Origin of the sequence: Kordiimonas sp. (assembly GCF_965216265.1) — a bacterium.
Taxonomy (GTDB): Bacteria; Pseudomonadota; Alphaproteobacteria; order Sphingomonadales; family Kordiimonadaceae; genus Kordiimonas.
The window spans coordinates 945,188-964,346 of record NZ_OZ244153.1; the positions used below are offsets into that span (position 1 = coordinate 945,188).

The window sequence follows — 19,159 nt, forward strand, 5'->3', positions numbered from 1 at the left end:
TCCATTCGACGAATTGAGCCACATAAAGGTATGCCGAGAGCCCAATTTTCTACGGTTGAAAAAATCCGAGGCACTTTGGAGAAGGCGGGCGTAGCCATTACATATAATGATGGCCGCGTGTGCCTGGAACAACTCGTTGAGATGCAAGATTAGTCGATTATTCTGTTCCTGCTATTTTTTATAATAATTATTATTCGCCTGGCGAGCATGAGATTTCGAAGTTGAGTTAACGTGACAATGCCGTCCGGCCCCCTCTACGGTTCGGGCTGATCTGAAAGACTAGGGCGATCAAAGAGGAAGCCACTTGCTTTATTCACAAGCCGTTTGGACAGGTTCGAAACATCCTGTGGCACCATGGTTGCTGCGGGCACAACAAACAGCGTCAACAATGTCGATGACGTTAGCCCGCCGATGATCAGATAGCCCAGAGCATTTCTCCACTCCGCACCGTCGGAATTCGAAAGAGCAATCGGGATCATGCCAAAGATTGCTGCGAGAGCCGTCATCAGTACTGGCCGCAAGCGTTCCGGGCCTGACTGCAACACAGCCTCCTTCAATTCAACGCCTTCATCTTGAATCTGGTTCGTCCGATCAAGGAGCAGGATACCATTCTTCATGACGATTCCCATCAACCCGACAAGACCGATCTGCGCAAAGAGAGACATCTCCTGGTCGCCGAAATAGAGCATGGCAAAAGCGCCCGAGAAGGACAGAGGCGCTGTTATCATGGTAATCAGAGGCTGAACGAAACTGTTGAATTGGCTGGCCAGAACCATATAAAGGGCCAGTAGAGCCAACATAAGGGCAAAGATAATCGCCGTGCCGGACTCCTTCATACGCCGCGCCATTCCCTCAAAGGATGCCGAAAACTCTTCAGGTATCGGGTTGGCCAGAATAATTTCCTCCAGCGCTTCGGTTGAATCGCCCAAAGCCACGGAAGGAGCTGTGTTGGCCAGTATGGAGATTTTTCGGGTACGGTTCTGCCGGTCAATCTGCGACAGGCTTGTGGTCAATTTTGTGTCTGCGATCGAACTCAGGTCGATGAGCATTCCACCATTTGACCGAACCTGGACAAGATCGAGCTGATCAATATTCTGGCGCTGGCGTTCTTCCAAACGCACCCTGACATCATAGCGCTTGCCCTGATCCTCGAAGGTTCCTACATCCACACCGCCAATAATTATACGCGCCGTATTCGCCAATGACCTTGCGGATACCCCCATATCTCCCGCTCGAATGCGATTAAATTCAATTCGATATTCCGGTCTGCCGGTTTCAAAACTCGTTCGCACGTCGGCAAACCGATCACTCTTTTTCATCTCCGAAGCAACTCTGTCGGTATAAATTTGAAGTGCCTCCAGATTACTGCCTTGAACGGAAAGTTCAACGTCAGCCGACGAGATGCCACCACCAGACACCCAGGGAACTTCTATGATCGTCATTTTGTTGATGGCGGGCAATATGTCGGCAATGGCGCGCCGTGCGACATCCATTGTCGCAAATTGACTTTCTTGTCGGCTCTGCTTTGCTGTGAGGCGAGCGTACAACCCAAGTTGGCTTACCTTGGCTTGTGAACCTGCACCCGCAGTCACAAAGACATCCGTGATATTTGGGATATCTCTCAAAGCCATATAAACATCATTGGATGCCTTCTTGGCTTCCTCTATCCCGTACCCAAGAGGGAGTTCAATCGTGCCCAGGAATTCGCTCCTGTCTGCTTTGGACGTAAACCCGGAAGGAATTTGTCCTGCGAACCACCCGCCCAAAGTGACGCTGGCCAATGCAAAGGCCAGGACCAGATAGCGCCACCGGACACAAATGGCCAGACCTCTCGCGTACCAGACGGAAAGCCCGTCATGGAACTTCTCAATTGGCCTGAAGACCAGAAACTGTTGCCCCTCTTTGTGAAGAAATATCGAACTCAGCATGGGCGCGAGCGTAAGTGCCACGAGGAGCGAAACCGAAACGGAGAAGACAATTGCAAGCCCGTACTGAAAGAAGAAGCGCCCCACCACACCTTGCATGAAAGCGATTGGCACAAAAACCGCGAGGGTCGCAAATGTTCCGGCGAGAACAGCAAGTCCAACTTTTTTGGTTCCTTCCTGTGCCGCTCGGAGGGGAGGAGACCCGGCCTCGATATCTTTTTGAATACTCTCGACGACGACAATGGCATCATCGACCAGCAACCCGATAGAGACCGTCAAGGCAAGAAGGGTGAGCATATTGATCGTGAAATCAAAAAGATAGAACCCGAAAAACGTGGAAACCAGTGAAGTCGGAATCGCTATGGCAACGATCAGGGTCGCGCGCCAGTTTAAAAGAAAGAAGAAAGTAACAAAGACCACCAGACCGATTGCGATCTGCAATTCATGACTGACATCTTCAATGGAGGATTCAATAAATCGAGAAACATCCTGTGCGATAACCATTTTGATGCCTGAAGGGGCATTGGCTCGCAGCGCTTCCAGCCTGGCTTTCACTGCATGAGCAACTTCAACGGTGTTTTTACCCGACTGCCGCCGTATCTCCAGACTTACGCCTCGTTGCCCGTTCAAGATAGCAAAGGAGCGTTCATCCTCCAGTCCATCTTCAACCCTTGCAACATCGCCCACCCTGGTCGCCAGTCCACCGGTTCTGAACGCAACGACAAGGTCTGCAAATTCCTCAGGTGTTTTCGCCTCTGACACAGTCTTGACGCTATATTCGCGGCTACCCAGTCCTGCCTCAAGCTTCCCGCTTGGTATTTCAGCATGTTCTGCGCGGATAGCGTTCACCACGTCTTCGGCGGTTACCCCGTAGCTGCGCAGCTTTATGGCATCCAGCCAAATCCTGATCTCGCGCTTTCTGCCTCCGACCAGAGTTACCGAACCGACACCCGGCAACCTTTGAAGGGATTCTTTTACAACCTCGTCAGCATAGGTCGTCAGATCGCCGATAGGCACATCACCGGCAACCATTACCGACATAATCGGCGCAGCATCCGGATCGACCTTTTCCACAATCGGCGGATTTACGTCCGCAGGTAGATCCCTTTGGGCCAAGCTCACCTTGTCCCGGACATCCTGAGCCTTCACATCGACGTCTTCTTCAAGTGCGAATTCAATGAACACCTGCGACATGCCTTCGGAGCTTGTCGAACTGAGCTGATTTATTCCCGAGATAGTGTTTACGTTTTCCTCGATGACATCAGTGACTTCGGTCTCAATAGCCTCCGGGCCCGCACCTTCCAGCGTGGTCGTTATCGAGACATAGGGAAATGCTACATTGGGAAACAGATCGACGCCGAGCCGCCCGACGGAAATGAATCCCAGCGCCATCAGACCGCCAATGACCATGATCGCGAAAACCGGTCGACGAATGGAAATGTCAACCAACCACATTAATACTCTCCTGATTCAATGCGTCGTTTTAGCTTCTCGCCATCTTTAACAGAGTGAGGTGGATTGAGGATGACGGAATCTCCCTCATAGAGGCCACTGATGACTTCCACCTGCTCGCTGTCGAATTCACGTATTTCAACGGCAACTTGATTTTGAATACCGTCCACGACAACAAAAACGAAAGTTATCTTGCCCACATTTGCTACTGCACTACGTGGAACCACGAGGAGTTCCCGTGGTGGCAATATGATTCTGGCTTCTGCAAATTGCCCCGGCTTTATCGCATAGTCCTCGTTCTTGATCGGTAGTCTGAGTTCAACTGTGCGCGTTATTGGATCAACAAGATCATTCAATATGTAGACAAAACTGTCATAGACCTCTTTATGACCCTGAATTTGCACCCTGGCTGGTAGATTCAGCGCCAAAAGGCCAAGGTTCTCTTCTGGCGTCTGGACGATAGCGCTAACAATCGAGATTTCCTGTATTCGAACAACCGCTGAACTTCCACCCGTGGAAAACCGGTTGGACAGATAGACCCCTTCGTCAACATTCCTTGCAGTTATCACGCCATCAAATGGCGCGTGAACGACTGTATCTGTCAGTTGTTGTTCTGCTGTTTCCAGGGCGGCTCTGGCCTGGAGAATTTCCGCTCCCGCGATCTGGAAGGAAGTTTCCACATCGTCCAGCCTGGCCTGTGAAATGTTTTCCTGACTGGCCAACTCTTTTGCGCGGTCGTAATTTCTCTTCGCTTGCACTCCGCGAATGTCGGCCAAATTCATGGCCGCTCTGGCTTCATCTACCCGCCGCTCGAAGTCAACCTTGCGGGTTTGAAACAGCGGATCGCCAGCTTTGACCCTGTCTCCTACCCTGACAAAAATCTTCTCGACCACACCCTCGACCAGTGGCCCTAAGTTACTTGTTTGCTTTGCCGCTATCGTCCCACTCGCGAACACTGTCTTTTCAAACTGAATGCGACGGACAAGCGTTGCCTCGATCGGGTCGCTTTGCTCTTCGGCAATGTTCGAGCCAGTCAATTCGGATTCTTGTACAATTACATCCTTATGGCTTCTGTCACCGCAACCCAATAGCGACAAAATCATGGAGATTACGGCTGAAATATATATCTTGTGCCGGGAGCGCTTCATTCTCAAACTTCTTTCATTTTACGCAAGAATGTCATCGTGGCAATTGCGACCGGCTTTTCCATGCTCTCCTGCCATGCCTGCGCCGTCAAGAAGGACAGGCGCCGACCTGTCTTGACCGGCAAGACCTGGATGTTGAGATCGCGATCTGATGTTGAACGCAGATATGATATGGAAATCGATGAGGGCCTTTGTATCCGGCCCAGTCCGTGCAGTTGAGCAGCCAGCAACCCCCCGCCACATTCCATCGCCGCTGAAATGATGCCGCCGTGAAGCGACCGTATGAACGGATTTCCGACATTCTTCTCTTCAAATGGCAGAACGGCTTCCAATCCCGCAGTCGTCGCATGCACCTGTAGCCCCAGCCAACTCGTGAACGGGCTGGCTTCGATCCATTCGCTGTATAATTTGTTCGCTTCTTCCATCACGGCGTAACCTCGGGGTTTGTCGTGCTAAACGACGGGCCTTTGGTCCCAACCATAAAACTCCCGTTTCCCCTTGCGATCAGGAGCCCCGTTTTCTGTTCACGCACTTCGCCTTCAGTATGTGCAAAGACGTCAGGGGCATCGACGACCCGAGCTTCAACAAGCAGTTTTTCAGCGACAGGCACATCCCGAAGAAAGTCGATCTTCAGATCAATGGTGGCAATCGCCGTTGGCGTCTCAAGTGATGAGATCACGGCAAAGCCAAAGATCGAATCCAGCAGCAAGGTGAGCAGGCCGCTGTGCACTGTTGGCTCATCATCGTGCAAGGCCGCCCAGCCATCAGGCTTAATGGCCAGGGAAACCTGCCCACTGGAAGCGCTTTTGATCTCAATATCAAGCGTTCCGAAGACCCCGTAGCCGCCCTGCGCAGAGCGCTCCTGAAGATGGTTGATAAAGTCCGACATGGGCTCCTTGCAATTCTCGCTGTTTGTAGACTTTCATATAGTATACTATCTTACTATATGCTAAATAACAATATGACCAAAATAAAGATAACATCGTCGATGTCTGACCTGGATCGGAATAAAGGCTTCATCCTGAGTGACCTTGCTCGCCTGATGAGAGTTGTGTTTGACCGCCGCATCAAAGGATTGGGCCTGACCCGCTCGCAATGGTTTCTCATGGCTCATCTCTACCGGGCTGACGGCCTTACGCAGACGGAGCTGGCCGACATTCTCGAATTGGAGAAGGCCACAGTGGGCAAAACCATTGATCGACTGGAGGAGAGCGGTTGGATTTTTCGCAAGAGAGACCCGACAGATCGCCGGGTTAACCGAATCCATTTGACCGACAAGTTTGGGCCATATGTCCCGAAGCTTCAGAAGAGTTCTCACGATCTGATCAGTGAAGCCTTTGGCCATCTCGATGAAAAGGAATTTGACCAGCTTGTGGACAGTCTCCGCCATGCCCGCGCGAATCTTCTTGAACTGTCAACGCCGGAGTAAAAACACACCAGCGGCCGGGGGGCATTGTCACATTAAGTCATCTGCGCACGCAGGAATTTCTGGTTGAGAGTTTTCACGCAGTTGTAGCTGCATTTGCCCAGACACCGAATGCCTCGGCGCGGTACTGCTTGAACGTGGGGCGGTCGATGAGATGGCGTTGAAAATAGAATGAATTGTAAGTGGCGGATTGGGCGTTCAGGAATCTCCGGGCTGATCCCGGTGATTTGAACCTTTGCATTTTCCGCTCTCACCTTCGGATCGGCCGGTGGGAATTTTCAGCCCGATTGTTTGATCGCTTATTGTCAATATGATCCGCAGTCAACTGTCCGTCGTCAAAACATTTGGCGCAATGTTGAGCGTAGATTAGCGGAGTAAGGGCCTCGTCTTGGGGTTGATATTATGCGGCGCGTTTGCGGTGTTGCAAGCGCCGATATTCGATGGTCTGTCGTTTGAGCCTTTCCCGTTGTTTGATGATGGTCGCGGCCCTGCCGAAGTAGGCATCGGCGGGGGTCACGTTCTTCAGGCTCTCGTGGTAACGCTGATGGTTATAGTGCTCGACGAAGGCCTCGATTTGGGCCTCATGGTCGCCGGGCAGGAAGTAGTTCTCCAATAGGATGCGGTTCTTGAGGGTCTGGTGCCAGCGCTCGATCTTGCCTTGGGTCTGGGGATGGAGCGGCGCGCCCCGCACATGGCTCATGTGCTGGGCCTCGATATAGTCAGCCAGGTCGCTCGCGATGTAGCTGGGGCCATTGTCGCTGAGCAACCTCGGCTTGTGATGGACATGAGCCTGGTCACAGCCTGAGGCCGCCAGCGCCATGTCCAGGGTGTCGGTGACATCCTCGGCACGCATGGTGGTGCAGAGTTTCCAGGCGATGATGTAGCGCGAGAAGTCGTCGAGCACGGTGGAGAGATACATCCAGCCCCAGCCGATGATCTTGAAGTAGGTGAAGTCGGTCTGCCACATCTCGTTGGGCCGGGTCGTTTTGGTGTGGAAGGCCTCAGCAGCCTTGATCACCACATAGGCCGGGCTGGTGATCAAGGCTGCTGATGTCAATGCTGGCATGAATATCGCCAGGCCTATAACGCGCAGGCCGCGGTGGATGCGGATGGCTCAATGCTGGTGTTGGCCAGCGATGTCCTGGACACGACCAATGATCGCGCCGCTCTGGAAGACTTGCTCGAGCGGATGGCCGACGGTCCAGGATCGCCCGGAACCCTGCTCGCCGACGCAGGCTACGCCGGTGAAGAGGTGGTCGCCATGCTTGAAACGCGCGGCGTCGAGGCGCTGATCGCCATCTCGCGCGAACAGCATGAGCGGCCCTATGACTTCAGGCCGCCGCCCGCAAAGGCCAAACCGCCCAAAGCCATAACCGCCCAGTGGCGTCTCGATATGATCGACAAATTGCAAACTGAACCCGCCAGGCAACAATACCGAAAACGAAAACAAACCGTCGAACCCGTCTTCGGCATCATCAAATCCATCCTCGGCTTCACCCGCTTCCACCTGCGCGGCCTTGAAAACGTCAAATCCGAATGGACACTGACGACCCTCACATACAACTGCAAGCGCCTGAGCAAGATCATGGCATGAGAGACGATCCAAACCATCGCATCAAGTGGAACAAAACCTCAAACCCGACAGACTGCTAGTGTTTTTTCTTCTAGTCCGGGCCACCTGACCGCATCAACGCGGATTGAGACTATGCTGTTGGCGTCAAGATGCTGACATGCGCTGTCCGGGCCACCTGACCGCATCAACGCGGATTGAGACACGGATTTGCCGAACAAGCGCTTGAATTTGGTACGGTCCGGGCCACCTGACCGCATCAACGCAGATTGAGACTCGCCGACGAGAATAGGATGGAGAGGAGCAACAGTCCGGGCCACCTGACCGCATCAACGCGGATTGAGGCGGCTTCTTCCTGGCTGATAAAAGTTTGGGAGGGGCCGCCTTTTGCTTATCGACGCCATGATGCCTCGGGAGGGGGCATATCAGCCATCCGGTTTAGGCCGGATTGCTTGAAGCAATTCGCCTGCGGCATCCCCCTGGGCGGTATCGGGCGGGAGCTTTGTGAGCCCAAAAAAGAACGATCAGCAGGAGATGAATTCGGGCTCAGGTCATTGGTTCAAAACTGGCTGAATTTCTCTTCAAGGTGAGATTTTTCTCGTTAATGGTGAGATTTAACAGCCGATGTCCGAATATCTTGAAAACTGTCCGGCTTTCTCTGCGAACTAATACAAGTGGTGTGGTGGGCCCGGAGGGACTCGAACCCCCGACCAAGCCGTTATGAGCGGCCGGCTCTAACCAGCTGAGCTACAGGCCCCAACCACGGGGCTTCGTGTAGCAAATGAAGCTTGGCTTGGGTAGTGGAAAAATGCCCCTTCGCATTATTAGCCGAGTTGGGGCGCTCTAGGCGCCCCTTTGAGCCACTCAAAGTGCGTCTATTTCTTCCTTAAGGCGGTTTTTCTTGTCAGTGACGATGCGCTCTAACACCCGCACCCGCTCCTCGAGCGCCCGCACATGGACTTTAAGCTCATCATCGCCCGATTTTGCCGCATGTTTAAGTGCGTCTGTCTTGGCCTTAAGCCACTGGGAAATGCCTGCAAAGGCAAAGGTTCCGAATATAATCAACAGTACAAATGTTTTGCCTTCCATCGGCCTGCTCCTGTCCTCGCGTTATGGTGCTTGGGCATTACCGCCCGTTCGGGCTTGGTTTTTATGTGCCCAAAGTGGTTTTGTTGGTTTAGTCTGAAAGTGCGTCGATCTCATCACGCAGCTTGGTGCGTTTGTCTGTTGCGATACGCTCGAGCACCCGAACCCGCTCCTCAAGCGCCTTGATGCGCGCGTCCGCCGCCTCATTCATACCGCGTGATTTTGCAATCCGTTCCTTGGCGCTGATCCAGCGCATAACGATCACCGCCGACATCACGAACAACACAATCAGCGGCACCATTTCAAATTCGTTCATTGTTTCCCCTCTCACAGATGTGATCCCGATCCCTGTATCATTTCGATATAAGTTGCCCCAAACCGGATTGCAATGGGCGGAACGACATTCTAAGACAGTTTTAAAACAATTGGCCGACAGGAGGAATATCCGTGACCATCCGCCCTACCCTTGGCGCAGCGTTTTTGGCTGCTGCCTGCCTTATCCCGACCCTGCCCTCAGTGGCGGCACCTTGTGCCCAAGGCACATGCGATAGCGCCTGGAAAGACGCCAGCGACGCGACGGCAAAAACCGCAATGGACCTGGCTGACGAATATGCCCGTTTCCTGAGCGAAGCCCGCACCGAGCTTTTGACAGTTTCCACCATCCAGCAGCAGGTGGAACGCCTTGGTTTCAAAGAATGGAAACAAGACCAGCGCATCAAAGCGGGAGACCGCTACTATGTGCACAACCGTGGCCGCGCTTTCACCCTTATTGTTGGGGGCCGGGAGCCTGTATCAAAGGGTGTGCGTATTGTGGCCAGCCATATCGACAGCCCCCGGCTGGAGTTGAAAGGCCGCCCGATTGATAACGCGCAAGGCTTTGCACTGTTTCAAACCAACTACCATGGTGGCATCAAAACCTACCAATGGACCAATATCCCGCTTGCCCTTGTTGGCCGGATCGACCGCAAGGATGGCAGCGTTGTTGAAGTATCCCTTGGCCTCAAGGCTGATGACCCCATCTTCATTATTCCTGACCTTTCACCGCACACAGCGCGTGACCAGATGAAAAGAAGCGCGAGCGAAGTGGTTGCGCATGAAGATCTTGATCCGCTCGCAGCCTCTGGCCCACACGGCAAAACACCTGTAGCTGAATGGGTGTTTGAGCATTTGAAAGCAACCTACAATGTGGAAGCGGCAGACCTTGTCTCGGCCGAGCTCTCGCTCGTGCCAGCACTCGCGCCGCGTGATGTGGGGTTTGATCGCCGCCTGCTGGCAGCCTACGGGCAGGATGACCGGCTTGGCGCTTTTGCGAGCCTGAAAGCTGCGGCTGAAATGGGCACCCCGCCAAACACCGCCCTCATTCATTTTGCTGATAATGAAGAAAGCGGCAACGTGAACGTGACCGGCGCATCGTCAACCTTCCTGACCGACTTTGTTGGTGAGCTGCTCTATGCAGAAAAAGGCTCTGACTATCGTCACCCCATGCTTACTCGTGCGCTTACAGCCTCCAAGGCTTTGTCGATTGATGTGAACCCGGGTGTGAACCCCATGAACCCCGGTGCGTGGGAGCTTACAAACGCCCCCCGGCTCGGCTTTGGTGTAAACATCAAGCTTTACGGGCGTGGATTCAACGCAAACAGCGAGTTTATCGCCTGGACACGGGCGGCGCTTGATGAGCGTAAGGTGGCATGGCAAACCACCACCTATAAAGTGGGCCGCGCAGGCGGCGGCACGCTCGGGTCAGAGCTTGCGCACTATAATATCGATACAATCGATTTTGGCGTGCCTGTGCTTTCCATCCACACACCCTATGCGGTGAGCGACAAGATGGATGTGCTTGCGCTCAAAGATGGCGTTGCAGCCTTTCTGAGCTATAGCCGATAACTCGACGCTGGGTTTGCAAGTTTGGTTGTGCGGGTCTGGCTGGCCCGCACAATTTTAACGATCTCTTCATTTTTACGCTCATATCTGCCATAATACCACTTGGGTAACAGGTTTTGCGGTGGGGACTGCGAAACCGCTAAGTGGTGCTGAAAATGGTAGATTCGATTAATACAAACGCCAGCAGTTTGCTGGGCGTTCGTTCATTGCAGAAAACAAACTCCACGCTGGGCAACACCCAGAAGGAGATTGCCACCGGTAAAGACGTAAACAGCGTGAAAGACAACGCTGCTATTCTCGCGATCTCTCAGCTTCTTGAAAGCGATGTTGCGGGGCTTGGCAGCGTTAAAAACTCGCTCGATCGTGCTATCTCAACCACAGATGTGGCGCTTGCGGCAAGCAGCTCGATCTCAGACCTGCTGTTGCAAGCAAAAGAGAAGGCGGTTCAAGCCGCAGACCCCGGCCTTGACGACGCGAGCCGCAGTGCGCTCAATCAGGATTTTGCTGCGATCAAGGACCAGATCACCAGCATTGTGGGGACCGCAGAATTCAACGGCACCAACGCCATCAAAGCGGGTGGCGACGATATCGTCGCAATCACTGGTGCAGAGGGTGATGGCAACATCACCATTGATGCGCAAGACCTGTCACTGAGCGGCGGTAATATCACGCTCACGGAAGGCCAAAGCATTGCCTCCGCCGCTGACGCTCAAGCTGCTGTTGCAGCGATTGACGATTCCCTCGGTAATCTCACAAGCGTCCTCTCTCAACTGGGATCTGGTGCTCGGCAGTTGCAGCAAACCAAAGATTTTACTGAAGCACTGAGCAACACCACGGAAGTGGGCATCGGCAACCTTGTGGACGCTAATCTGGCTTCCTCAAGCGCCAACCTTCAAGCCAGCCAGGTGAAGCAGGCGCTTGGCATCCAAAGCCTCTCCATCGCCAACCAGCAACCTGCCGCGATCCTTGGTTTGTTTCAAAGCTAGGCTGAGTATTTGAATGAAATTCATAGAGGGCCCGGCCGAGTGTCGGGCCTTTTGCTATCTATTCGGCTTTCGCAGGCGTACCCAGATAGATCGCCCAACTGTCAAAATCGATAGCGACAGGTTGGCTAAGCAAGACATCGGCGCCGAGGATCATCGCGGGTACGGTATAAGGCACATAAGTGCTGAACACCGGCAAATTAGCCGCAAGGATATCCTTGGAGCCAAGGTTCACGCCACCAATCGACATACGGCCTATGTGGACGTTTTCCGCCCGCACACGGCCACCGGCGGCCGAAATGGTGGTTGAGCGAAACTCAACGTCGCTGGCTTGCGCTGCGCGAATCATGTCGGCTGCCGCGAGGTTGATCACTGTCGCCCCGGCGCCTGTATCAACAACGGCTGGGATGATGTGTCCACCAATGCTGACATCTACCGCAACCGAGCCGCGCCCCACTGCACGCCCGGCCACCTGCTGCCAAACGATATCCTTCACCTGTCCTTCTTCAAATGCTGCTGTGCTTTCAAAAAGCTGTGCACCCTCAGGGCCAAGCACAAGAACCCGCCCCCGCATCATATCAACCCCAACAATGCCGTATGGTGTGTTGGGCCCACGTTGATCTGGCATCGCAATTGTGTGTTCGAGCTCCAGCACAGCGCCGAGCGTGGCAATACGCCCGACCTTAAATAGACGCATGGGCCGCTGGCCTGTTGCCGTAATCACGTCAGCCGAGCGGCGAGGCACAGCCTCCAGCCCCACTTCGTCAACCAGGCGGTAATAAAACACGGTATGGCTCGCCGCCGTGTCGATCAAGAAAGGGAAGTTGCCATGGTGATCAACCTGCACGTCCACCAGCCGTCGCCCTTGGGTGTCTGTGCTGGTAAAATATTCTGCTGCAGCCACTTTGGTTGCGAGAAAAGCCCCGATGACAAAAAGGGGCAGCCAGTAAAGGCTACCCCTTGTTTTATTGTCTAAAGCTCTCACCCGCGCCCCTAGGTATCGAGGAAGCTTCTGAGCTGGCGTGACCGGCTTGGGTGCTTGAGTTTCCTCAGCGCCTTGGCTTCGATCTGCCTGATCCGCTCCCGCGTTACCGAGAACTGCTGACCAACTTCTTCGAGCGTGTGGTCTGTGTTCATACCGATACCAAAGCGCATGCGAAGCACACGTTCCTCGCGCGGCGTCAGGCTTGCCAGCACGCGGGTTGTGGTCTCACGAAGGTTGCTCTGGATCGCGGCATCCACCGGCAGGATCGCGTTTTTGTCTTCAATGAAGTCACCAAGATGGCTGTCTTCCTCGTCGCCGATTGGCGTTTCAAGAGAGATCGGCTCTTTTGCGATCTTCATGACCTTGCGCACTTTTTCAAGCGGCATGGACAGGCGTTCCGCCAATTCTTCCGGCGTAGCTTCGCGACCAATTTCGTGCAGCATCTGGCGGCCAGTACGAACGAGCTTGTTGATCGTCTCGATCATGTGCACAGGAATACGGATCGTGCGGGCCTGATCCGCGATAGACCGCGTGATCGCCTGCCTGATCCACCATGTAGCGTAGGTCGAGAATTTATAACCACGGCGATACTCGAACTTATCCACCGCCTTCATCAGGCCGATGTTACCTTCCTGAATAAGATCAAGGAACTGCAGGCCACGGTTGGTGTATTTCTTCGCGATCGAGATCACGAGACGGAGGTTGGCTTCCACCATTTCTTTCTTGGCAATACGGGCTTCTTTTTCACCCTTTTGCACTGTGCGAACGATGCGGCGGAATTCAGCCACGTGCAGACCAGTACGGCCAACAACGTCGCTAACCTGGTCGCGGATGTTATTGATCGCAACAGCTTCGCCAGCCACGAACGATGCCCAGCCTTTGCCCCTGAGCTTGCCAACACGCTCAGCCCAGCCTTCTTCAAGCTCGTTGCCCTGATATTCATCAAGGAACGCTATGCGGCTTACTTTGTGGCTTTCCGCCAGCCGAAGCAGGCGACCAGACAGGCTCATCAAGCGCTTGTTGAGGCCGTAAAGCTCGTCTACCAACTCTTCAATACGCATGTTGTTGAACCGAACCGACGCCACAAGTGCGATCAGCTCTTCCCGCAGGTTCTTGAACCGGCGTTCCTGTGGTGTCGTCAGCGTATCGTTTTGCACGGCAGCGGCGAGACGGGCGTCCTGCAGCTTGGCGTATTTTTTATAGGTCGATGTAATAAGCTGGAATTTCTCAATGGTTTCCGGCTTCAGATGCGCTTCCATGGCGGAAAGCGACATGGCCGCTTCTTCGTCATCATCGTCATCATCGTCGGAGCTTGAGGTGCTCTCACCGTCGCTAGTTTCACCGTCATCGTCGTCCGAACTTTCTGACGAATCTTCTGGCTTGGCTGGCGCGTCATCAGACTTGGCTTCGGCAGGGCTTTCGCTCTTGCTCTTGTCCTCGTCCTTGCTTTCCGCACCTTCCTTAAGCACATCACCGCCATCCTCGTCTTCAAGGTCAGCGCTGTTTGGCTCTTTGCCAAGCGTTGCTTCAAGGTCGATAATGTCACGCAGCAGCATCTCTTCATTTTCGAGACGCTCTGCCCACTCGATAATCGCGCGGAAGGTCAATGGGCTCATGCAGAGCCCTTCGATCATCGTCGCCCGACCGGCTTCGATCCGCTTGGCGATAGCGATCTCACCTTCACGAGACAACAGCTCTACCGAGCCCATCTCGCGCAGGTACATGCGCACAGGGTCATCTGTGCGGTCCGTCGCTTCTTTTTTATCGGTGGTTTTAAACTCTTCCTGCTCGCCCTCGTCCTCTTCCTCGGTTTTTTCTTCCGATTCGCCTTCGTCGGGGTCGTCGCCATCAGTGACGTTAATGCCCATTTCAGAGAGCATCGTCATGACGTCTTCAATCTTTTCAGATGACATCTCTTCGGTCGGCAAAGCGTTATTGAGCTCATCATATGAGATGTAGCCCCGCTCTTTCGCCTTAGCGATCATCTTTTTGACAGCAGCTTCCGCAGAATCGACGATAGGGCCGGAACCACTTTCTTCCGAGCCAGTGTCTTTATCGTCGTCCTGATTCGCTTCTTTTGCCATGTATTTTATCTCCAGATCTGCGCGAATCGCAGTCTATACCATATTAATTGAAAGAAAACCGTCCTGATTCGAGCCGATAGCCTTCTTTATCCGCAACTTTTTCCTCAAGCGCCCGATAGGCTTCCTGAGCCGCCACAAAACGCGCATGATTTTCGTCCGTCATGTCGGCCGCATAGTCGGCCTCAGCCTGCACATAAGCCGCGTGTGCTGCCGTGATGTGCTGGAATCTCGATACTGTATGTTCAAATCCCGTCAATGCATCAGACAAGGCCGCATCGTCCCAGGCGAACCAGTCGTCCCTTAGACCGCGCTCGCTCAGAAGCTTCGTGAGCGTCACCATCTCTGCCCTTCCCTCCAAATGGGTAAGGACAGCCTCATGGTCAAGTCTTTCCGCAAGTGCGGCCTTCTCTAATAGGGCATTGCGTATGCCGTCAAGTCCCGGAACGCTGAACTCAAGGTGCGCAACCTCTTCCTCATGTTTGATCATGATCTCGGGATGATGCACGAGCGTGAGGATAATGACCTTCTCCATCCGGTCCGTCACCGGTCCAATGCCACGGCTGCGCCCGATTGATGTCTGGCCCAATAACCCCGTTGCCGGAGGGGGTCGCCGCTTGAAACCGCCCTGCCCACGCCCCTGCACAAAAGGCGACTGGCCTCGCGCCTGCTGCCCTTTGGCCCTCGGTGGTTTGAAATGCTCCCACAGGCGAGAGCGAAATTCGCTCTGGTAAAGTTTTTTGACATTTTCGTCTTCGATATCGGAAAGCGCACCGAATATCTTTTTCTCAAGCCCAGCGCGGCGCTCTGGCGTGTCAGACGCTGTGCCGCCTGTCAGGTTATTCCAGAGCACATTCACAAGCGGGCTTGCGCTATCAATCAAGCGCTCGATGGCCTGCTTGCCTTCTTTCTGCACCAGGCTATCCGGATCTTCGCCGTCCGGCATGATAATGAAGCGTAGCGACTTGCCAGCTTTCAGCATCGGTAGCGCGCGCTCCACCGCGCGGCTTGCGGCCCGCATACCAGCGTTATCACCATCGAACGAGAGGATCGGCTCATCCGCCATCTGCCAGAGGTGCGATATCTGCTCTTCCGTCAGCGCAGTACCAAGCGGTGCCACAGCATAATCGATGCCATACTGCGCAAGTGCGATAACATCCATATACCCTTCCACTACCATCACCTGGCCCGCGTCATAGGATGCAGCGCGTGCGTTGGCCCAGTTATAAAGTGTGGCCCCCTTGTGGAAGATAGGCGTCTCCGGGCTGTTCAGATATTTCGCCTTGGCATCTTTTGAAAGCGCACGCCCGCCAAAAGCAATCACCCGGCCCTGCCGGTCGGTGATAGGGAACATCAGCCTGTCCCGGAAGCGGTCATAAGACGCACCACCGCCTTCCGGCTTTATAAGCATTCCGGTCTCGATAAGCTGATCTTCCCCAATGTTGCGTGCCAGCATGGCATCCTTGAGCGCAGTGCGGCTCGCAGGTGCATACCCAAGCTGGAAACGTTTGAGGGTCTCATCTGTGAGGCCGCGACCTTTAATATAGTCATATGCCGTACGGCCAACCTGCCCTTTAAGCTGGGCCATGTACCAGTTGGCAACCACGTCCATCACTTCTGAAAGTGTGCCGCGTTTTTTGTCCCGCTCTACCTGCTCTCGGCTCGGTTTGGGCACTTCCATGCCTACTTCCCCGGCCAGCACTTCAATAGCTTCCATGAACTCCATGCCCTGGGTGTTCATGACAAAGTCGATAACGCTGCCATGCGCGCCGCAGCCAAAGCAGTGATAGAAGCCTTTCTGGTCGTTCACGGTGAATGACGGTGATTTTTCGCTGTGGAAAGGGCACAGGCCGGAATGCTCCCGCCCGCGATGAACAAGCTTTACCTGCCGTCCAACAACGTCAGACAGTGTAAACCTGTGCTTCAGCTCATCCAGAAATTGCGGACTAAGCGCCATACCACCCAAACCATCAGAGAAATGACCAAATCATCAGAGAAATGAAATGCGCCCCCTCGCTGTATATACCACAACGCAGCAACCTGTTCTGTTTACCGGAGAAGGCTAGCAGGAGTCTACCTTATGATGCCGATACTGGACACTATATGCTATCCGGCAAAAAACAGCTTTAGATCCACTTCCATTTGTTCCATCTCTTCATGCAGCCAATCGATAAACACGGCCACCTTCTCGGGTGGCGGTTCCTCTGAGGCAACAGTGTAGAAACAGTAGCCATTGCTGGACGGCCTGCCGCCCACGCACCGAAGCCTGCCGTCCCTTAGCGCCTGCGCGGCTGTGGCCAGCGGGGCAAGGCCAACACCCGCCCCAACAATAGCCGCTTGTACCAGAAGGCCGGAGTGGCTGTAAGTTTTGCTGAAATCCGGATCAGCGAGCTGAATATCATTGTGGTCCAACCAGTCGTTCCAATAGCTGCGGTCCTCATATCCAACAAGCGGGTAGTCAGCCAGATTATCCCGCGTGATCAACTCGCCACCCGAAAGACTTGGGGCGTATACCGGCATATAGGTCTCAACGCGCAGGGGTTTAACTCCCGGCGGCAATTTACCAAGCCATCCGCCACGAATGGCCAGGTCGTATCCTTCCGCCGCCACGTCGACCTGATGGTCGTCAGCGTTTACACGGATATCAATCTCGGGGTGGACCATATTGAAACGCGGCAGGCATGGGATCAGCCACTGAATGGCGAAGGAGTGATAGGCCGAGAGGCGAATGACATTGGGCTCATTGCGCCGCGTCAGCGTGGTGACGGTCGTATCGATGCCCTCAAGTGCGTTTTTCACCGACTTGGCAAGCGCCCGCCCGGCAGGGGTGAGCTCCACCTCACGCGGACGGCGGATAAAGAGGGAAAAACCAAGCTGTTCTTCAAGCCCCTTCACCTGCTGGCTCACCGCGCTTTGGGTCCGGCCCAGCTCTTTTGCCGCAAGTGTCAGGCTGCCGTGCCGCGCCGTGGCGTCAAAGGCAAGTAAACCTGAGAGCGACTGCAATTTATAACGCATACCGAGCCTTAGTAAAATTAAGCCTTAGGCTTAAAACTATGAATTTGTAATTTCTCCCTATCGTAACAAAATCAAGGATAACAGCGACACAGGAGAAGAACAATGACTAAGAAATATCCAAGCCACAGACATAACGCCAGCTTTTGGCAGAATTTAGCTACGCTATTGGCACCAAGTGACGAAAAGCTGCTCTACACCACCCGCATCATCCACAAAGAAGCGGAAAAGCTTGAGCAAAATGAGCCCAAACGCCGCGCACCCATTGTTGCAGGACCGTCCTTTGATCAGGTCTGCGGGGCGCCAAACTGCTGATTAAAAACACCCCCAAGCGCATAAGCCAAAACGGCATGAGGATAAAATGAGCACCAAACAGACAGAGGCACAAGGAGCCGACACTCCACCATACAAGCGGAGTTTTCTTTCAAACCTGCTGGTGATGCTGGCCCCGCAAGACGAACTGATGCGTTATGCGGCCATGCAGGCCCCAAAAGAAGAGCGCAAAGGCGTTGAGTATGACCATGAAGGCAAGCCGATGATCATTCTCACCCGCTCCGCCCGGCATCTGGGTAGCGTTTGAGCACGCTACTACCGAAGCCTTACCCCCAAAAAACTAGGCGGCTGATCAGGACATCCTGACCAGCCGCATTTTATTAATTGCGCTGTTCTATACCAACAGAAAATACAGCCAAAGTGCGGGCACAGGCGCCGCCAATACAACGGGCATCCCCAGACCCCAAAAGCCTACAGCCTTGAATTTTCCATAAAACACCAGGCTCGCTGTTGGCAGGATCAACGGAAGCAACAACTGCACAAGCTGCCAGACCGCCCCTTCGCGACTATTCGTCCCAATAGTCAGTATACCAACAAAGAGGGGCGACAGCCCAATCACCACACTAGCAACCGCAAGTGATACAGTCGTTGACACCATACATAGCCCACCAACCAACGTTTGCGTGGCCTTCAGCAACTTACTATCTAGATTTGAAGAAGTGATCCGCAACTAGCTCAGCAGCGCCTTGATCGTGCCGCTGGCTTTCGCGAAATCCATCTGGCCGGCGTATTTTTCCTTCAGCACAGCCATACAGCGGCCAATGTCCTTCAGGCCGGTTGCGCCAATTTCCGCCACAACAGCTTCACACACGGCCTTGATCTCGGCATCTGTCAACTGCTTGGGCAGGAAGTTCTGGATGATGCCAATTTCTTCGCGCTCACGCTCCGCAAGTTCACAGCGCCCGGCTTCTTCATAAGCCTTGATGCTGTCGTTGCGCTGCTTCACCATCTTGGATAGGATATCGGTGATAACGGCGTCATCGTCGCGGTCGTCAGAATTCGCGGTCCGCAGCTCGATATCCTTTTCCTTTACAGCCGCCAGAATGAGGCGGATGGTGGATAGCTTGCGAGCCTCTTTTGCCCGCATGGCTGCTTTCATCGATTGATTGAGTTCGTCCCGTAACATTACCCTGTCACCTTGTTTCCATGGTTAGGAAGGCGAGATCATACCTGAAGCCACCGTCGCAAGCAAACAAAGACACGCCCTTTAAACCATTGATTTTATTGAATATTTTTTTAAATTCTTTACTTGACCCAATTGAGCCTTACGCTTATTGTCC

Annotated in this window: 18 protein-coding genes, 1 tRNA gene and 1 pseudogene; 6 read left to right on the top strand and 14 right to left on the bottom strand. The window is 53.8% G+C overall.

Annotated features, from left to right (window positions below):
* Positions 1-254: 254 nt before the first annotated feature.
* From ACOOGA_RS04380 to ACOOGA_RS04395, 4 genes are read right to left on the bottom strand one after another with little or no spacing between them, the layout of a single operon-like run.
* A complete protein-coding gene (locus ACOOGA_RS04380) occupies positions 255-3,380 on the bottom strand; it encodes an efflux RND transporter permease subunit (protein WP_420429606.1) in 3,126 nt (1,041 codons plus the stop codon).
* Positions 3,380-4,525: an efflux RND transporter periplasmic adaptor subunit gene (locus tag ACOOGA_RS04385; RefSeq protein WP_420429608.1), complete on the bottom strand. Its 1,146-nt coding sequence runs from the start codon at positions 4,523-4,525 to the stop codon at positions 3,380-3,382. Before ACOOGA_RS04385 ends, ACOOGA_RS04380 begins: the two co-directional genes overlap by 1 nt.
* Positions 4,526-4,527: 2 nt before the next feature.
* The gene (locus tag ACOOGA_RS04390) at positions 4,528-4,947 is read right to left on the bottom strand and encodes a PaaI family thioesterase (protein WP_420429610.1); all 420 of its coding nucleotides are present in this window, start codon (positions 4,945-4,947) and stop codon (positions 4,528-4,530) included.
* Positions 4,947-5,411, bottom strand: coding sequence for a PaaI family thioesterase (locus ACOOGA_RS04395; protein WP_420429612.1), 465 nt, complete (start codon positions 5,409-5,411; stop codon positions 4,947-4,949). Before ACOOGA_RS04395 ends, ACOOGA_RS04390 begins: the two co-directional genes overlap by 1 nt.
* Positions 5,412-5,510: 99 nt before the next feature.
* Between ACOOGA_RS04395 and ACOOGA_RS04400 the strand changes: the two genes are divergently transcribed.
* A complete protein-coding gene (locus ACOOGA_RS04400; protein WP_420429614.1) occupies positions 5,511-5,951 on the top strand; it encodes a MarR family winged helix-turn-helix transcriptional regulator in 441 nt (146 codons plus the stop codon).
* Positions 5,952-6,348: 397 nt separating this feature from the next.
* On the opposite strand, the pseudogene ACOOGA_RS04405 reads toward ACOOGA_RS04400, so the two are convergent.
* A pseudogene (locus tag ACOOGA_RS04405) lies at positions 6,349-6,990 on the bottom strand (transposase); the annotation flags it as partial.
* Positions 6,991-7,065: 75 nt separating this feature from the next.
* Between ACOOGA_RS04405 and ACOOGA_RS04410 the strand changes: the two are divergent.
* Positions 7,066-7,542, top strand: coding sequence for a transposase (locus ACOOGA_RS04410; protein ID WP_420429616.1), 477 nt, complete (start codon positions 7,066-7,068; stop codon positions 7,540-7,542).
* Between the two features lie 656 nt (positions 7,543-8,198).
* Here the strand turns inward: ACOOGA_RS04410 and ACOOGA_RS04415 are convergent.
* The 3 genes from ACOOGA_RS04415 to ACOOGA_RS04425 all read right to left on the bottom strand — a co-directional run bounded on the left by ACOOGA_RS04415 (position 8,199) and on the right by ACOOGA_RS04425 (position 8,920).
* Positions 8,199-8,275, bottom strand: a tRNA-Ile gene (locus ACOOGA_RS04415).
* Between the two features lie 107 nt (positions 8,276-8,382).
* Positions 8,383-8,607 carry a hypothetical protein gene (locus tag ACOOGA_RS04420; protein ID WP_417460442.1) on the bottom strand — a complete coding sequence of 75 codons (225 nt, stop codon included), beginning with the start codon at positions 8,605-8,607 and terminating at the stop codon, positions 8,383-8,385.
* 88 nt (positions 8,608-8,695) lie between these two features.
* Positions 8,696-8,920, bottom strand: a complete 225-nt coding sequence (locus tag ACOOGA_RS04425; RefSeq protein WP_417460443.1) for a hypothetical protein — start codon at positions 8,918-8,920, stop codon at positions 8,696-8,698.
* Between the two features lie 131 nt (positions 8,921-9,051).
* On the opposite strand from ACOOGA_RS04425, the gene ACOOGA_RS04430 reads away from it, so the two are divergent.
* The gene (locus tag ACOOGA_RS04430) at positions 9,052-10,488 is read left to right on the top strand and encodes an aminopeptidase 1 (protein ID WP_417460444.1); all 1,437 of its coding nucleotides are present in this window, start codon (positions 9,052-9,054) and stop codon (positions 10,486-10,488) included.
* Positions 10,489-10,640: 152 nt separating this feature from the next.
* Positions 10,641-11,471 carry a flagellin gene (locus ACOOGA_RS04435; protein WP_417460445.1) on the top strand — a complete coding sequence of 277 codons (831 nt, stop codon included), beginning with the start codon at positions 10,641-10,643 and terminating at the stop codon, positions 11,469-11,471.
* 58 nt (positions 11,472-11,529) lie between these two features.
* Here ACOOGA_RS04435 and ACOOGA_RS04440 read toward each other — a convergent pair whose 3' ends face one another.
* From ACOOGA_RS04440 to ACOOGA_RS04455, 4 genes are all read right to left on the bottom strand, one after another.
* On the bottom strand, positions 11,530-12,372 hold the full coding sequence (locus ACOOGA_RS04440; RefSeq protein WP_420429618.1) for a retroviral-like aspartic protease family protein: 843 nt from the start codon (positions 12,370-12,372) through the stop codon (positions 11,530-11,532).
* A gap of 89 nt (positions 12,373-12,461) precedes the next feature.
* Positions 12,462-14,537 carry an RNA polymerase sigma factor RpoD gene (gene rpoD, locus ACOOGA_RS04445; RefSeq protein ID WP_417460447.1) on the bottom strand — a complete coding sequence of 692 codons (2,076 nt, stop codon included), beginning with the start codon at positions 14,535-14,537 and terminating at the stop codon, positions 12,462-12,464.
* 43 nt (positions 14,538-14,580) lie between these two features.
* Positions 14,581-16,491 (bottom strand): DNA primase, encoded by a 1,911-nt coding sequence (gene dnaG / locus ACOOGA_RS04450; protein WP_417460448.1) that lies wholly within the window; start codon positions 16,489-16,491, stop codon positions 14,581-14,583.
* Positions 16,492-16,640: 149 nt separating this feature from the next.
* A complete protein-coding gene (locus ACOOGA_RS04455; protein ID WP_417460449.1) occupies positions 16,641-17,549 on the bottom strand; it encodes a LysR substrate-binding domain-containing protein in 909 nt (302 codons plus the stop codon).
* Between the two features lie 102 nt (positions 17,550-17,651).
* Here ACOOGA_RS04455 and ACOOGA_RS04460 point away from each other — a divergent pair, with 102 nt between their 5' ends.
* Positions 17,652-17,861 (top strand): hypothetical protein, encoded by a 210-nt coding sequence (locus ACOOGA_RS04460; RefSeq protein ID WP_417460450.1) that lies wholly within the window; start codon positions 17,652-17,654, stop codon positions 17,859-17,861.
* 46 nt (positions 17,862-17,907) lie between these two features.
* Positions 17,908-18,126 carry a hypothetical protein gene (locus ACOOGA_RS04465; protein ID WP_417460451.1) on the top strand — a complete coding sequence of 73 codons (219 nt, stop codon included), beginning with the start codon at positions 17,908-17,910 and terminating at the stop codon, positions 18,124-18,126.
* Between the two features lie 87 nt (positions 18,127-18,213).
* Here the strand turns inward: ACOOGA_RS04465 and ACOOGA_RS04470 are convergent, their stop codons facing one another.
* Positions 18,214-18,516: a hypothetical protein gene (locus ACOOGA_RS04470; protein ID WP_420429620.1), complete on the bottom strand. Its 303-nt coding sequence runs from the start codon at positions 18,514-18,516 to the stop codon at positions 18,214-18,216.
* Between the two features lie 33 nt (positions 18,517-18,549).
* Complete coding sequence (locus ACOOGA_RS04475; protein WP_417460452.1) at positions 18,550-19,005, bottom strand: GatB/YqeY domain-containing protein; 456 nt, start codon at positions 19,003-19,005, stop codon at positions 18,550-18,552.
* Between the last annotated feature and the right edge of the window lie 154 nt (positions 19,006-19,159).

What these genes read in the sequence shown, in the direction of transcription:
- ACOOGA_RS04385 (WP_420429608.1), bottom strand. Translation starts at nt 4,525, where the DNA reads ATGAAGCGCTCCCGGCACAAGATATATATTTCAGCCGTAATCTCCATG.
- ACOOGA_RS04465 (WP_417460451.1), top strand. Translation starts at nt 17,908, where the DNA reads ATGAGCACCAAACAGACAGAGGCACAAGGAGCCGACACTCCACCATAC.
- ACOOGA_RS04395 (WP_420429612.1), bottom strand. Translation starts at nt 5,411, where the DNA reads ATGTCGGACTTTATCAACCATCTTCAGGAGCGCTCTGCGCAGGGCGGC.
- ACOOGA_RS04435 (WP_417460445.1), top strand. Translation starts at nt 10,641, where the DNA reads ATGGTAGATTCGATTAATACAAACGCCAGCAGTTTGCTGGGCGTTCGT.
- ACOOGA_RS04455 (WP_417460449.1), bottom strand. Translation starts at nt 17,549, where the DNA reads ATGCGTTATAAATTGCAGTCGCTCTCAGGTTTACTTGCCTTTGACGCC.
- ACOOGA_RS04400 (WP_420429614.1), top strand. Translation starts at nt 5,511, where the DNA reads ATGTCTGACCTGGATCGGAATAAAGGCTTCATCCTGAGTGACCTTGCT.
- ACOOGA_RS04425 (WP_417460443.1), bottom strand. Translation starts at nt 8,920, where the DNA reads ATGAACGAATTTGAAATGGTGCCGCTGATTGTGTTGTTCGTGATGTCG.
- rpoD (WP_417460447.1), bottom strand. Translation starts at nt 14,537, where the DNA reads ATGGCAAAAGAAGCGAATCAGGACGACGATAAAGACACTGGCTCGGAA.
- ACOOGA_RS04390 (WP_420429610.1), bottom strand. Translation starts at nt 4,947, where the DNA reads ATGGAAGAAGCGAACAAATTATACAGCGAATGGATCGAAGCCAGCCCG.
- ACOOGA_RS04410 (WP_420429616.1), top strand. Translation starts at nt 7,066, where the DNA reads ATGCTGGTGTTGGCCAGCGATGTCCTGGACACGACCAATGATCGCGCC.
- ACOOGA_RS04460 (WP_417460450.1), top strand. Translation starts at nt 17,652, where the DNA reads ATGACTAAGAAATATCCAAGCCACAGACATAACGCCAGCTTTTGGCAG.
- ACOOGA_RS04475 (WP_417460452.1), bottom strand. Translation starts at nt 19,005, where the DNA reads ATGTTACGGGACGAACTCAATCAATCGATGAAAGCAGCCATGCGGGCA.
- ACOOGA_RS04420 (WP_417460442.1), bottom strand. Translation starts at nt 8,607, where the DNA reads ATGGAAGGCAAAACATTTGTACTGTTGATTATATTCGGAACCTTTGCC.
- dnaG (WP_417460448.1), bottom strand. Translation starts at nt 16,491, where the DNA reads ATGGCGCTTAGTCCGCAATTTCTGGATGAGCTGAAGCACAGGTTTACA.
- ACOOGA_RS04380 (WP_420429606.1), bottom strand. Translation starts at nt 3,380, where the DNA reads ATGTGGTTGGTTGACATTTCCATTCGTCGACCGGTTTTCGCGATCATG.